Below are 13,271 nucleotides of genomic sequence, written 5' to 3'. Positions count from 1 at the left end.
CCCTGGCTGACCGGTCTGCTGCCGGTAGTGGGGGCTATCCTAGGGGGACAAGCTTTCAGCCAGCTTTCGCCGAGAAAAGGGCGACAGGAGGTAGTAATGCCGGATGTAACCGAAGGAGGCTGCCATTGCGGCGCCTTGCGCTATCGGCTTCAGGGTGAGCTGACGGACATCGCCCATTGCCATTGTTCGATCTGTCGGCGGGTCAGCGGCGGGCTGGTGGTGACCTGGCTTACCCTGCCCCGCTCAGGGTTTCGTTGGCTGGCCGGGCGGCCTCAGTGCTATATGGCGCCGGCCGGTTGCAAACGCTATTTCTGTGGGGAATGCGGGGCGCATGTGGCGTTGGTGACGGAGCACAGCCCGGGCAGTATCGATGTGACGGTGGCGACGCTGGATCATCCCGAGCAGGTGCGCGCCAAGCGGCATATCTGGACCAGCAGCCGCTTGCCTTGGGTGCATCTGGATGAGGATTTGCCGGGAGAGGCCGAGGAGGCATTGTAGGCCTTGTGTCGGGTTCTCGGGCCCTATCGCCGGCAAGCCGGCTCCCACAGGTGCTCCACAGGCTTTGTGTGGGAGCCGGCTTGCCGGCGATAGGGCCAGTGCAGGCGCTACGGCAACTGCAGGCCCCCGGCAGCCTTGTGCAGTGCCCGCAAATGCTCCCCGACCTGCTTCACATTGGCCTCGACCGCAGCAATTTCCCTGGCCCGCGAAGGATCCAGCAGCGCCCGCACTTCCTTGTCCAGGTCGGTACTCAAACGCAAAAGCTGCGCCTGCCGCTCACTGCTGACCTTCTCCAGATGCTTGCGCTCATCCGGCTGTGGCAGCCCATAGCCCTTGGCATCGAGCAACTCCGCCGGGCGACTGAGGAAGCCACTGTTGGCGAGCATCTGCTGAAGGGTCTGGTTGGCCTTGTTCATGCTGCCATCCTTGAGCTCGATGGCATTCAGGTAGCGCTGCTTCACTTCGTCCTGGGCCAGCAACAACTGCTTGCGCAGGCTGGCCTGCTCCAGTAGCAGCAACGCGGCGCTGGTACGCAAATTGGCCTGGGCGAACCACGTGCGGCGCCGCTCGGCATCCAGCTCCAGCCAGTCTTCTACCTTGTCCTGCTTGATCGGCAACTGCTGCTTCAGTACCTCGAACATGGCCTGGTAGCGGTCACGGTAGGAGTCGAAGCGGTAGCCTAGACGCAAGGCTTCGCGTGGGTTGTCGAGCACGCTGGTGTCGGCCAGCCCCCTGGCCTTGAGCACTTCAAGCAAGCCATTGGGCATGATGCTGTCGAGGTCGTTCAGGCGTGGATTGGCGGTGCCGGTACGCAGCAACTTCAACGATTCAACTGCACAGTTGTTGGACAGGAAGTAGTAGTTGCCGTCGTAGCCCCAATGTATCTCGGCGGCCTGGCGCACGAGGCTCTCGACCTCCTTGCGGTCGAGCTTCAACGGTACCGATGCCAGGCTGCGCAGTTCGGTCTTGGTGTACTCGTCGATCACTTGGTTGAGGGGGAGCACGAACAGCCGCGACGGGTAGGCACCGACCAGGCCACCCCAGCTGGAAAGTTGTACGTCGTTGACAAAGGCGCGGTACGACAGCACCAGGTGCTGATCGAGGTCCAGGCGGCAGTCCGGTCCGCGTGGGCGGCCAGGCTTGCAGATGACCAGGCGCAGCATGCTGTGCCCCCAACGGCTGACCCAGTTCTGGTTGGCTTCGGCCAGCAGGTAGTCGACTTCATAGACCCGATCCGGGTCGATCTCGCCCAATGGCTGGCGGGCAAAGTCGTTGCCGGCGTTCAGAAATGGCAGGCCTTTTTCGCAACTGTCCTGCTGTGGGCCCCAGCCAAAATGATCACGCAAATACTGGTTGAGCGCGGGACGCCGGCAGGCATAGCTCGGGTCGAGGAGAAAGTACTCCATGTTGACCGCGATGAATTCCTTGGGGCTGCTCAGCTCATAGCTGTCCGGGCTGCGAGCGAGTTGGCCATTGTGCTGCTCGCGTTCGCCTCGGCGGCCGACGTATTGCTGCCATCCCGCCAGGTCGAGCAAGCGTGGGTCGTCGCTGAGGGTAAAGCGGCGTTCGGCCTGGCCGCGGCATTCTTCGGTCAGGCCAACCTTGCCCAAGGTGCCCTGCTGGCGTTTGCAACGGGTGATCATCAAGCGCTCAGGACTGGGCCAAAGGCGCGCGCGGTCGTAGATGTGGGTGAGCTCATGCAGCACGGTGGCCAGCAATTCCTGGCGCACCGTACCGTGTGGCCGGTGGGTGCTTTCATGGGCGGCGCTGCCGTCCGCAAGGCCGGGAAGCAGGCGACGATTGAGTTCCAGGGTCGAGACCAGCGAAGCCTGGCCGTAGGCATCGGCCGGCATCTTGTCAGTCCAGCTGACCTGGATGCGCCGGTCCAGTTGCTGCTTGAAGCGTGGCGGTAGCTTGCCCAGTGCTTCATCCAGCAAGTCCTGGCTGGCCTGGACTTGCTGCGGGTCGAGGCCGGAGGCCTGCAGTTCAAGCTGCAGGTCGGCCAGGGCGGGCGTACCCAGCAGCGTCAGGAGGCAGCCGAGCAGCCAGGTACGCATGCCAGTCACAGTGCGAGGATGGCTTCGGCCAGTACCTGGTCGCTGGCGCCGCGCGCTTCGGGAACGCGCTCGCGCAGGGTGTCGAAGGCCGCCTCCAGTTGGGCGCCACGGATATCCCCGTTGCTGGCGACGAAGCTGGCGGCATCGTCATGGGCTGCACGCACCACTTTGGAGTCGCGGATCGACGTGGTGGTATCGGACGTGAAATCGATCGAGCGACCGAAGGCGCGCACGATGATGTTGCTGGTGGCCACCAAGGTCTGCGCCTGGGCCAGGTCGGCCAGCAACAGCATGCCGAGGGTCGCGGCGATCAGCGGTTTACGCATGGAGCATCTCCGAAAATACAGGGAGTCAGGTGTTGTCGTTGGACGGGAATTGTTCGTGCCAGTTCAAGGTCGCCGACGAATGCGGCAACGGGTAACGCATCGGCGGGTGTGCGACCGGGACGGGGCGGCGAAGACTAAAACGAATGCGCCGGCCGGGGCCAGCGCATTCGTTTTGTTGCAGCCGGTGTATCAGATGACCAGGATGGCCTGGGCCAGCTGTGCATCACTGGCTTGCAGGGTCGGCATGCTCGAGCGGATATGCATGAAGGCACTTTCCAGCTTGGCGCCGCGAATGGCGCCCTGGCTGCCAACGAAGCTGGCGGCGTCATCGCGCGCGGCTTGGACGATCTTGTCGTCACGGAACGACGAGGTCAGGTCGGAGGTGGCATCGGTGGATGCAGCGAAGGCACGTACAACGGTATCGGTCGTGACGACGAAGCTGGTGGCGTTGGCGGTGCCGGCCAGGCCGAGCAGCAGGGCGGCGCCAATCAGGTGTTTGCGGGACATGGTCGTGGACTCCTGGGAAGGGTCGGGTGAATCTGCAATATCAGACGTTCACACGGTTCGTTACGGCACTTGGGCAACTGGCTTCAACCAGGCTGCTAAGCCAAGCGTATCACGCGGCGAGATTTCCAGAGGGTAACGAACGTCACGGAAATTGACTGTGCTGGTCATGTTTGCAGATATAAGAAACTGTACCTGTCTGGCTTTAGAGCGGTCTAGCACGCGTTTCGGCAAATAAAAAACCCGCTGCAGCGTCCTGCAACGGGTTTGGGAATTCGCGGTGCCAGCCGTAGCCGGCGAACCGGGCTTAGCGCCAGAACGGCTTGCTGAGCTCTTCGTAACGCTGCGACTCGCTGATACCGGCGTCGGCCAGCAGACGGGCGTCCAGGCGAGCCAGTTGACGGCGGCTAGCCATGCGGCGCTGCCACAGCAGCAGGGTCGACAGGGCACGCAGCGGCATCGAGGCGTGGGATTGCTTGGCGGTGCTTTCAAAAACCAGACCGGAACTGAGGGTACGTTCCATGATGCTTCATCCTTCCGCTTGTGGCGGGATTAGGTAGTGATTTAACTGGTGCCCATGATCCTCTTCTGATGTCCATAACAGTAGATACAGTTTGGTTGAAAGACGATGGCTCAGTTAACTGTGTAACCCTACTGTTGCACTCGAAATTGGCGCAACTGTACTGGTCCGCACTGTTGTGGTGCATTTATGGATGGCGAGGGAGTTTTGGAGGGAGTGGACTGGCGAGGATAGCAGTACAGTAGAACAGTTTTTGTGGATTGCGGGGTGAGAGGGGGTTTGACTGTGCTGGCCTCATCGCCGGCAAGCCGGCTCCCACAGGTACCGCGCTGACCTTGAGGGCAGCGCATTACGGTGTGGGAGCCGGCTTGCCGGCGATGGGTCTACGCGGATCAGCTAGCGAGCATGCGCCCGCATTCTTCCAGGTTCTCGTGCCAGCTCAGCGCTTCGCGCAGGATGTGCGGCGTGTGGCCGCCACGCTGGCAGGCGCGTTCGAAGTAGTCATTCAAGGCTGCGCGATAGTCTGGGTGAACACAGTTATCGATGATCGCCCGTGCCCGCTCGCGAGGCGCCAGGCCGCGCAGGTCGGCCAGGCCTTGCTCGGTGACCAGGATATCCACGTCATGCTCGGTATGGTCGACATGGCTGACCATCGGCACCACGCTGGAAATCGCACCGCCCTTGGCGATCGACTTGGTGACGAATACCGCCAGGTGTGCGTTGCGGGCGAAGTCGCCCGAGCCACCGATGCCGTTCATCATCCGGGTGCCGCAAACGTGCGTGGAGTTGACGTTGCCGTAGATATCGAACTCCAACGCCGTGTTGATGCCGATGATGCCCAGGCGGCGCACGACTTCAGGGTGGTTGGAGATTTCCTGCGGGCGCAGTACCAGCTTGTCTTTGTAGCGCTCCAGGTTACCGAACACATCGGCATTGCGGCGCGTCGACAGGGTGATGGAGCTGCCCGAGGCGAAGCTCAGCTTGCCGGCGTCGATCAGGTCGAAGGTCGAGTCCTGCAGTACTTCGGAGTACATGGTCAGGTCTTCGAACGGCGAATCGATCAGGCCGCACATCACGGCGTTGGCGATGCTGCCGATACCGGCCTGCAGTGGGCCGAGCTTGTTGGTCATGCGGCCAGCGTCCACTTCGCTCTTGAGGAAGTTGATCAGGTGGTCGGCGATGCCCTGGGTTTCGTCATCCGGCGGCAGCACGGTGGACGGCGAGTCCGGTTGGTCGCTGATGACGATACCCACGATCTTGGCCGGGTCGATCGGGATGGCGGTGCTGCCGATGCGGTCATCGACTTTCACCAGCGGGATCGGTGTGCGGGTCGGGCGGTAAGTCGGGATATAGATGTCGTGCAAGCCTTCGAGGTTGGCGTTGTGCGACAGGTTGATCTCGACGATCACTTGCTTGGCGAAGATGGCGAAGCTGGCCGAGTTGCCGACCGAGGTAGTCGGCACGATGTGGCCGTCTTCGGTAATGGCCACGGCTTCGATGACCGCGATGTCCGGCAGCTTGAGCTGTTGGTTACGCAGTTGCTCGACGGTTTCCGACAGGTGCTGGTCGATGAACATCACCTGGCCGTCGTTGATGGCCTTGCGCAAGGTGCTGTCGACCTGGAATGGCATGCGACGCGCCAGTACACCGGCTTCGGTCAGCTGCTTGTCGAGGTCGTTGCCCAGGCTGGCGCCAGTCATCAGGCTGATTTTCAGAGGCGACTGCTTGGCGCGTTCGGCCAGAGCATGCGGCACAGCCTTGGCTTCGCCGGCGCGGGTGAAACCGCTCATGCCGACGGTCATGCCGTCCTCGATCAGGCCGGCGGCATCAGCCGCACTCATTACCTTGCTGTGCAGGGAGGACAAGCGGATACGATCACGGTACATGGATTGTTATCTCGGGCTACTGAGGCTACTGCAGCGCAGTCTAGAGATTTCGCCCGTCGCCGTCCCACGACCATGGTCGTATGAGAAGCCCGGAAATAGAGCCGTTGATCTGGATCAATGAAATGAAAAACCCCGGGGAATTTCCGCCGGGGTTTTTATATCGCAACGTTTACTACGAACGGTCTTACTCCACCGCTTTGACCATATCCTCGATGACCTTCTTCGCGTCACCGAACACCATCATGGTCTTGTCCAGGTAGAACAGTTCGTTGTCCAGGCCCGCATAGCCGCTGGCCATGGAGCGCTTGTTGACGATGATTGTCTTGGCCTTGAACGCTTCAAGGATCGGCATGCCGGCGATGGGCGACTTCGGATCGTTCTTCGCCGCCGGGTTGACCACGTCGTTGGCGCCCAGCACCAGCACCACGTCGGCCTGGCCGAACTCGGCGTTGATGTCCTCCATCTCGAACACCTGGTCGTAAGGCACTTCGGCTTCGGCCAGCAGTACGTTCATGTGCCCGGGCATGCGCCCTGCCACCGGGTGGATCGCATACTTCACGGTCACGCCGTTGTGGATCAGCTTCTCGGTCAGTTCCTTGAGCGCGTGCTGGGCGCGGGCCACCGCCAGGCCGTAGCCGGGCACGATGATCACGCTGTCGGCGTTGCTCAGCAGGAAGGTGGCGTCATCGGCAGAGCCGGATTTCACCGGGCGCTGCTCTTTCGAGCCTTGTGCCGCGCCAGCATCGACATCGCCGCCGAAGCCGCCGAGGATGACGTTGAAGAACGAGCGGTTCATCGCCTTGCACATGATGTACGAGAGGATCGCGCCGCTGGAGCCCACCAGGGAGCCGGCAATGATCAGCATCGAGTTGTTCAGCGAGAAGCCGATACCGGCCGCCGCCCAGCCCGAGTAGCTGTTAAGCATCGACACCACCACCGGCATGTCGGCGCCACCGATCGGGATGATGATCAGCACGCCCATGACGAAGGCCAGGGCCAGCATCAGGGTGAAGGCGCTGTAATGGCCGGTGAAAGTGAACAGCAGGCCCAGGGCGATGGTGGTCAGGCCGAGGATCAGGTTCAGCTTGTGCTGGCCGGTGAACTGTACGGGTGCCCCTTGGAACAGGCGGAACTTGTACTTGCCCGACAGCTTGCCGAAGGCGATCACGGAGCCTGAGAAGGTGATGGCACCAATGGCCGCGCCGAGGAACAGTTCCAGGCGGTTGCCGGTGGGGATCGGGTCGCTGATGGCGGCGACGATGCCCATCGACTGGGGTTCGAGCACGGCGGCAATGGCGATGAACACCGCGGCCAGGCCGATCATGCTGTGCATGAAGGCGACCAGCTCAGGCATCTTGGTCATCTCGACGCGCTTGGCCATGATCGACCCGGCGGTACCACCGACCAGCAGGCCGACGATCACGTAGCCGATACCGGCAGTGCCCAGCTCAGCGCCCAGCTTATAAATGAGGCCGACCGTGGTGAGGATGGCGATCCCCATGCCGATCATGCCGTACAGGTTGCCGCGCCGCGAGGTGGTCGGGTGCGACAGGCCCTTGAGCGCCTGGATGAAGCACACCGAGGCGACGAGGTAGAGGAGCGTTACCAGATTCATGCTCATGCTTACTTCTGCGCCTCGTTCTTGGTTTTCTTCTTGAACATCTCAAGCATGCGGCGGGTGACCAGGAAGCCACCGAACACGTTGACCGCGGCCAAGGCTACCGCCAGGGTGCCCATCACCTTGCCGGCCGGGGTCACGGTCAGGGCGGCAGCCAGCATGGCGCCGACGATGACGATCGCCGAGATGGCGTTGGTGACCGCCATCAGCGGAGTGTGCAGTGCCGGGGTCACGTTCCAGACCACGTGGTAGCCCACATAAATGGCCAACACGAAAATGATCAGGTTGTAGATGCCATGGGAAATCAGCATGTCTTCCATTGTCGTGCTCCTTAGCCGTTCTTGCGGACGACTTGACCGTCACGGCACATGAGGCAGGCCGCGACGATATCGTCTTCGAGGTTGATGACCAGTGCGCCGTCCTTGTCGAACAGCAGCTTCATGAAGTCCAGCAGGTTGCGTGCATACAGTGCCGAAGCATCCGCCCCTACCTGAGCTGGCAGGTTGGTCGGGCCGAGGATGGTCACGCCGTTCGACATGACCACTTGATCGGCCACGGTCAGCGGGCAGTTGCCACCTTGGGCGGCGGCCAGGTCGACGACCACCGAGCCGGGCTTCATCTGTGCCACGGTTTCGGCGCTGAGCAGGGTCGGCGCCTTGCGGCCGGGGATCAACGCCGTGGTGATGACGATATCGGCCTGCTTGGCGCGCTCGTGCACGGCCTGGGCCTGACGTTGCATCCAGCTGGCTGGCATTGGGCGGGCATAGCCGCCCACACCTTGGGCGCACTCGCGTTCCTCATCGGTTTCGTAAGGCACGTCGATGAACTTGGCGCCGAGCGACTCGATCTGCTCCTTCACCGCCGGGCGCACGTCCGAGGCCTCGATCACCGCCCCCATGCGCTTGGCCGTGGCGATGGCCTGCAGGCCGGCAACGCCTGCGCCAAGGATCAGCACACGGGCGGCCTTAACGGTGCCGGCGGCTGTCATCAGCATGGGCATGAAGCGCGGGTAGTAGTGGGTCGCCAGCAGCACAGCCTTGTAACCGGCGATGTTGGCCTGCGACGACAGCACGTCCAGGCTCTGGGCCCGCGATGTACGCGGTGCAGCTTCCAGGGCGAAGGCGGTGATGCCGTGCTCGGCCATCTTGCCGATCAGCTCGCTGTTGAAGGGGTTGAGCATGCCTACCAGAAGGCTGCCGCTGTTGATCTGGGCCAGCTCCTGGTCGTTGGGCGCGACCACTTTCAGAACCAGTTGGGCACCGTAGGCATCGGCTGCGCTTCCCAGGGAAGCGCCCACGGCCTCATAGGCACTGTCCGGAATGCTGGCGTTCAGGCCTGCCCCCCGTTGGACGGTGACCTGATGGCCCTGGCCAATCAGTTTCTTGATGGTTTCGGGGGTCGCAGCGACCCTTGTCTCACCGGTCTGCGTCTCGAGAGGAACACCAATGTGCACGACTATTTCTCCTGCGGTGACCTTTTGTCTTTATAAAAGCCCGCGCACTTCGGGTGGTACGCAGGGTTGGCTGTTGAGCGCCAGCCCGCCGAATCCTGGGCGGGCCGAGCATTTTGCAGACGAACCCAGGGGCCTTCAACCGGTTATGGAGCGAAACGAAGTCAAAACTACAAGTCACCCTGTGACCGTATGTCGCAACAATCGGGTCGCAGCCCGTCAAACATAGGCCATTGGCAGATTAGGGGATTTTTTGAAATTTTTTGCGATGATTTCGCGGATGGGCTCGCGAGTGTCGTAAAACCCTCTGAAAGCCGCGTGTTTAGCGGCTTGGTTGGGGTTTTTCGATTCACCTGAACAGTTTGCGTGTATGCGACAAAAACGTATATCTGTAGGTGTTTAAAATAATTGACTACATTAGTCAGGCAGGCACTTCGCCTTTGTGCGCAGCGATGTAGCTGCGTGCCTGCTCCGCCAGCCAATCGCGGAAGGCGCGCAGCGAAGCCGATTCCACCTTGCGTTCGGGAATCATCAGATAGTAGGCCTTGTCGCTGGACAGTGCGTGCCTGTTAGCGACCACCAGCCTGCCCTCCTCCAGCTCTCGTTGGATCAGGAACGGTGGAATCAGGGCCACCCCCATCTCGTGCATCGCGGCCTGGGCAAGCATGGAGAATAGTTCATAGCGTGGCCCTGTCATGTCGCCGGCGACATTCATGCCCTGGCCGTTGAACCACTGGCGCCAGGCATATGGCCGGGTGGTCTGCTGCAACAACGGCAGGCTGGCAATACGTCTGGCATCGAGCATGCCCTCCCCGTCCAGCAGCGTCGGGCTGCAGACCGGCAGCGGGTTTTCGCCCATCAGGCGCTGGGACTGGGTGCCGGACCAGTCGGCATCACCGAAATAGATGGCGGCATCGAAGGGAGTATCGGCGAACAGGAAAGGTCGGGTGCGGTTGGTCAGGTTGACGGTGACTTCCGGGTGGTGGTGCTGGAAGTCTTTGAGCCGCGGCAGTAGCCAACGCGTGCCGAAGGTCGGCACTACCGCCAGTTCGATCACGTTGGCGCCCTGCTGGCGCATCACCGACAAGGTATCGCGCTCCACCGCATCGAGTTGTGCAGCGACCTGGCGGCTGTACGACAGGCCGGCCTCGGTCAGTTTCACGCCACGCCGTGAGCGCCGGAACAGTTCCACGTTGAGAAAGTCTTCCAGGCCGCCAATCTGCCGACAGACGGCGCCTTGCGTCAGGGCCAGTTCCTGGGCGGCCTTGGTGAAGCTCTCGTGGCGTGCGGCTGCCTCGAAGCAGATGAGCGCGGTGGTGCTGGGGATCTTGCGGCGCATGTACGTCAACCTCACTCGTGGTGTCGTAAATACTGGGTTTTCTCAGCTTTCAGAGTGACAAAATATCACTAATACGTGCGCATTCCTCGTTTGTCCCGACGCCCGAACAGGCCTAGGATCAATGGCACAAGAACATGCTCCCTATATAAGAGGATTTCGCTCATGGCCGGTAAAGCAAGCTTCAACTGGATCGACCCGCTGCTGCTGGATCAGCAGCTCACTGAAGAAGAGCGCATGGTGCGTGACAGCGCTTATCAGTTCGCCCAGGACAAGCTGGCACCGCGTGTGCTGGAGGCTTTCCGCCACGAGCAGACCGACCCTGCGATCTTCCGCGAGATGGGCGAAGTCGGCCTGCTGGGCGCCACCATTCCTGAGCAGTACGGTGGCAGCGGGCTGAACTATGTGTGCTACGGCCTGATCGCCCGTGAAGTGGAGCGTATCGACTCTGGCTACCGCTCGATGATGAGCGTGCAGTCTTCGCTGGTGATGGTGCCGATCAACGAGTTCGGTACCGAGGCACAGAAGCAGAAATACCTGCCCAAGCTCGCCAGTGGCGAGTGGATCGGCTGCTTTGGCCTGACCGAGCCTAACCATGGTTCCGACCCGGGTTCTATGATCACCCGCGCCAAGAAGGTCGATGGCGGCTACCGCCTCAGTGGCAGCAAGATGTGGATCACCAACAGCCCTATTGCTGATGTGTTCGTGGTCTGGGCCAAGGATGACGCTGGCGATATCCGCGGCTTCGTCCTGGAAAAGGGCTGGCAAGGCCTCAGTGCCCCGGCCATTCATGGCAAGGTCGGCCTGCGTGCTTCTATTACCGGCGAGATCGTCATGGACAACGTGTTCGTACCGGAAGAGAACATCTTCCCCGAGGTGCGCGGTCTGAAGGGGCCTTTCACGTGCCTCAACTCGGCCCGCTATGGCATCTCCTGGGGCGCCTTGGGGGCGGCTGAAGCCTGCTGGCACACCGCGCGTCAGTACACCCTGGACCGTCAGCAGTTCGGCCGCCCACTGGCAGCCAACCAGCTGATCCAGAAGAAGCTGGCAGACATGCAGACCGAAATCACCCTGGCCCTGCAAGGGTGCTTGCGTCTGGGGCGCATGAAGGACGAAGGCACTGCAGCCGTTGAGATTACTTCGATCATGAAGCGCAACTCCTGCGGCAAGGCGCTGGATATCGCGCGCATGGCCCGTGACATGCTGGGCGGCAATGGTATCTCCGACGAGTTCGGCGTCGCACGCCACTTGGTCAACCTTGAGGTGGTCAACACTTATGAGGGTACCCATGACGTGCATGCGCTGATCCTGGGCCGTGCGCAAACCGGCATCCAGGCTTTCTACTAATAAGGAGCCCGTCCATGGGAGCGCTATCACATCTGCGGGTGCTTGATCTCTCTCGTGTGCTGGCGGGACCTTGGTCTGGCCAGATCCTGGCTGACCTGGGCGCCGACGTGATCAAGGTCGAACGCCCAGGCAATGGCGACGATACCCGCTCATGGGGGCCGCCCTTCCTTAAGGATGCGCAAGGCGAGAACACCAGCGAGGCGGCTTACTACCTGTCCGCCAACCGCAACAAGCGTTCTGTGACGATCGACTTCACCCAGCCAGAAGGCCAGCGCCTGGTGCGCGAACTGGCGGCCAAGTCGGATATCGTTATCGAAAACTTCAAGGTTGGCGGTTTGGCGGCCTATGGGTTGGACTACCAGAGTCTGAAGGCGGTCAATCCGAAGCTTATCTATTGCTCCATCACCGGTTTCGGGCAGACAGGGCCGTATGCCAAGCGTGCCGGGTATGACTTCATGATCCAGGGGCTGGGCGGGCTGATGAGCCTGACCGGGCGCCCGGATGGTGAGGAGGGTGCGGGTCCGGTGAAGGTGGGGGTGGCGCTTACCGATATCCTCACGGGGCTGTACTCCACTGTGGCGATCCTGGCCGCCCTCGCCCATCGTGATCAAACCGGCGTTGGCCAGCATATCGATATGGCGCTGCTCGATGTACAGGTAGCTTGCCTGGCCAACCAGGCGATGAATTACCTGACCACGGGGAGCCCGCCTCGTCGGCTTGGTAATGCCCATCCTAATATTGTCCCGTACCAGGACTTCCCGACCGCGGATGGCAACTTCATTCTCACCGTGGGCAACGATGGCCAGTTCCGCAAGTTCGCTGAGGTGGCTGGGCAGCCGCAGTGGGCGGACGACCCGCGCTTCGCCACCAACAAGCAGCGGGTGGCCAATCGCGCCGAGCTGATTCCGTTGATTCGCCAGGCTACTGTTTTCAAGACCACGGAAGAGTGGGTGCAGCAGCTTGAGGCTGCTGGGGTGCCTTGTGGGCCGATCAATGATCTGGCGCAGATGTTCCAGGACCCACAGGTGCTGGCGCGTGGCCTGGCGGTAAGCCTGCCGCATGCTCTGGCTGGAAGTGTGCCGCAAGTGGCCAGCCCGATTAGGTTGTCGGAGACTCCGGTCGAGTATCGGCATGCGCCACCTTTATTGGGTGAGCACACCGAGCGGGTGTTGGCGGATGTGCTGGGGCTGGATGCCGAAGCTGTGCAGCGTTTGCGCGGTGCTGGTGTGCTGTGACGCTACTATTGGATGTAAAGCGGGGAGGCCGTCAGGCCTCCCCGCTTCGCTTTTTCAGCGATATTGAAGTTTCTTGGAATTAAGCCTTGACGGGCTCTCGAATCCCCTTATAATGCGCCCCACTTCCAGCGTAGTCGGAACGAAAAACTCCTTGAGATTCAAAGAGTTAATCGAGCCAGGTAGTACTGGAGGTGCTTCGATCGAATGATCGATAGCGGTTGAAAAGGTGGTTGACAGCGCTTCTAAACGCTGTATGATTCGCCTCCCGCTACGAGAGATCGCAGCGTTGCCAAGTGTTTGAAGCTAAACGAGTTTCTCGCAAAAAACTTCAAAATAAACGCTTGACAGCAAATGAGGAAAGCGTAGAATGCGCGCCTCGGTTGAGACGAAAAGCTCTTAACCAAACGCTCTTTAACAAATCGAATCAAGCAATTCGTGTGGGTGCTTGTGAGTACGGACTGATAGTCACAAAGATTATCAGCATCACAAGTGAC

The 13,271-nt window shown here is 61.2% G+C and carries 12 protein-coding genes; 3 read left to right on the top strand and 9 right to left on the bottom strand.

What is annotated here, in order from left to right:
• Nucleotides 1-96 precede the first annotated feature (96 nt).
• Complete coding sequence (locus ACIPZB_RS00060) at nt 97-498, top strand: GFA family protein (RefSeq protein ID WP_400638518.1); 402 nt, start codon at nt 97-99, stop codon at nt 496-498.
• Between the two features lie 107 nt (nt 499-605).
• Here ACIPZB_RS00060 and ACIPZB_RS00055 read toward each other — a convergent pair whose 3' ends face one another.
• The 9 genes from ACIPZB_RS00055 to ACIPZB_RS00015 form a co-directional block, all read right to left on the bottom strand.
• A complete protein-coding gene (locus tag ACIPZB_RS00055) occupies nt 606-2,555 on the bottom strand; it encodes a DUF4105 domain-containing protein (RefSeq protein ID WP_400638517.1) in 1,950 nt (649 codons plus the stop codon).
• Nucleotides 2,556-2,560: 5 nt separating this feature from the next.
• Entirely contained in the window at nt 2,561-2,881 is a 321-nt protein-coding gene (locus tag ACIPZB_RS00050; protein ID WP_400638516.1) for a DUF2388 domain-containing protein, read from the bottom strand.
• 189 nt (nt 2,882-3,070) lie between these two features.
• Nucleotides 3,071-3,388 (bottom strand): DUF2388 domain-containing protein, encoded by a 318-nt coding sequence (locus ACIPZB_RS00045; protein ID WP_400638515.1) that lies wholly within the window; start codon nt 3,386-3,388, stop codon nt 3,071-3,073.
• 304 nt (nt 3,389-3,692) lie between these two features.
• Nucleotides 3,693-3,908, bottom strand: a complete 216-nt coding sequence (locus ACIPZB_RS00040; protein ID WP_400638514.1) for a DUF1127 domain-containing protein — start codon at nt 3,906-3,908, stop codon at nt 3,693-3,695.
• A 389-nt stretch (nt 3,909-4,297) separates the two neighbouring features.
• A complete protein-coding gene (locus ACIPZB_RS00035) occupies nt 4,298-5,791 on the bottom strand; it encodes an acetyl-CoA hydrolase/transferase family protein (protein WP_008097409.1) in 1,494 nt (497 codons plus the stop codon).
• A 184-nt stretch (nt 5,792-5,975) separates the two neighbouring features.
• Nucleotides 5,976-7,412 carry an NAD(P)(+) transhydrogenase (Re/Si-specific) subunit beta gene (locus ACIPZB_RS00030; RefSeq protein WP_008097411.1) on the bottom strand — a complete coding sequence of 479 codons (1,437 nt, stop codon included), beginning with the start codon at nt 7,410-7,412 and terminating at the stop codon, nt 5,976-5,978.
• Nucleotides 7,413-7,414: 2 nt separating this feature from the next.
• Entirely contained in the window at nt 7,415-7,729 is a 315-nt protein-coding gene (locus ACIPZB_RS00025) for an NAD(P) transhydrogenase subunit alpha (RefSeq protein WP_008097413.1), read from the bottom strand.
• Nucleotides 7,730-7,740: 11 nt separating this feature from the next.
• The gene (locus ACIPZB_RS00020) at nt 7,741-8,862 is read right to left on the bottom strand and encodes a Re/Si-specific NAD(P)(+) transhydrogenase subunit alpha (RefSeq protein WP_400638513.1); all 1,122 of its coding nucleotides are present in this window, start codon (nt 8,860-8,862) and stop codon (nt 7,741-7,743) included.
• A 418-nt stretch (nt 8,863-9,280) separates the two neighbouring features.
• A complete protein-coding gene (locus ACIPZB_RS00015) occupies nt 9,281-10,198 on the bottom strand; it encodes a LysR family transcriptional regulator (protein ID WP_400638512.1) in 918 nt (305 codons plus the stop codon).
• Between the two features lie 162 nt (nt 10,199-10,360).
• Here ACIPZB_RS00015 and ACIPZB_RS00010 point away from each other — a divergent pair, with 162 nt between their 5' ends.
• On the top strand, nt 10,361-11,542 hold the full coding sequence (locus ACIPZB_RS00010; protein WP_400638511.1) for an acyl-CoA dehydrogenase: 1,182 nt from the start codon (nt 10,361-10,363) through the stop codon (nt 11,540-11,542).
• A 14-nt stretch (nt 11,543-11,556) separates the two neighbouring features.
• Complete coding sequence (locus tag ACIPZB_RS00005) at nt 11,557-12,777, top strand: CaiB/BaiF CoA transferase family protein (protein ID WP_400638510.1); 1,221 nt, start codon at nt 11,557-11,559, stop codon at nt 12,775-12,777.
• Nucleotides 12,778-13,271 lie beyond the last annotated feature (494 nt).

It is taken from the genome of Pseudomonas sp. NPDC089396 (assembly GCF_044749545.1).
Taxonomy (GTDB): domain Bacteria; phylum Pseudomonadota; class Gammaproteobacteria; order Pseudomonadales; family Pseudomonadaceae; genus Aquipseudomonas.
Note: the sequence above shows the minus strand (reverse complement) of the source record. Positions and strands in the feature narration are given on the sequence as shown.

Bases quoted from the DNA above. Each gene is read 5' to 3' on its own strand.
- ACIPZB_RS00030 (WP_008097411.1), bottom strand. From the start codon at position 7,412: ATGAGCATGAATCTGGTAACGCTCCTCTACCTCGTCGCCTCGGTGTGC.
- ACIPZB_RS00035 (WP_008097409.1), bottom strand. From the start codon at position 5,791: ATGTACCGTGATCGTATCCGCTTGTCCTCCCTGCACAGCAAGGTAATG.
- ACIPZB_RS00050 (WP_400638516.1), bottom strand. From the start codon at position 2,881: ATGCGTAAACCGCTGATCGCCGCGACCCTCGGCATGCTGTTGCTGGCC.
- ACIPZB_RS00005 (WP_400638510.1), top strand. From the start codon at position 11,557: ATGGGAGCGCTATCACATCTGCGGGTGCTTGATCTCTCTCGTGTGCTG.
- ACIPZB_RS00015 (WP_400638512.1), bottom strand. From the start codon at position 10,198: ATGCGCCGCAAGATCCCCAGCACCACCGCGCTCATCTGCTTCGAGGCA.
- ACIPZB_RS00045 (WP_400638515.1), bottom strand. From the start codon at position 3,388: ATGTCCCGCAAACACCTGATTGGCGCCGCCCTGCTGCTCGGCCTGGCC.
- ACIPZB_RS00010 (WP_400638511.1), top strand. From the start codon at position 10,361: ATGGCCGGTAAAGCAAGCTTCAACTGGATCGACCCGCTGCTGCTGGAT.
- ACIPZB_RS00040 (WP_400638514.1), bottom strand. From the start codon at position 3,908: ATGGAACGTACCCTCAGTTCCGGTCTGGTTTTTGAAAGCACCGCCAAG.
- ACIPZB_RS00060 (WP_400638518.1), top strand. From the start codon at position 97: ATGCCGGATGTAACCGAAGGAGGCTGCCATTGCGGCGCCTTGCGCTAT.
- ACIPZB_RS00055 (WP_400638517.1), bottom strand. From the start codon at position 2,555: ATGCGTACCTGGCTGCTCGGCTGCCTCCTGACGCTGCTGGGTACGCCC.
- ACIPZB_RS00025 (WP_008097413.1), bottom strand. From the start codon at position 7,729: ATGGAAGACATGCTGATTTCCCATGGCATCTACAACCTGATCATTTTC.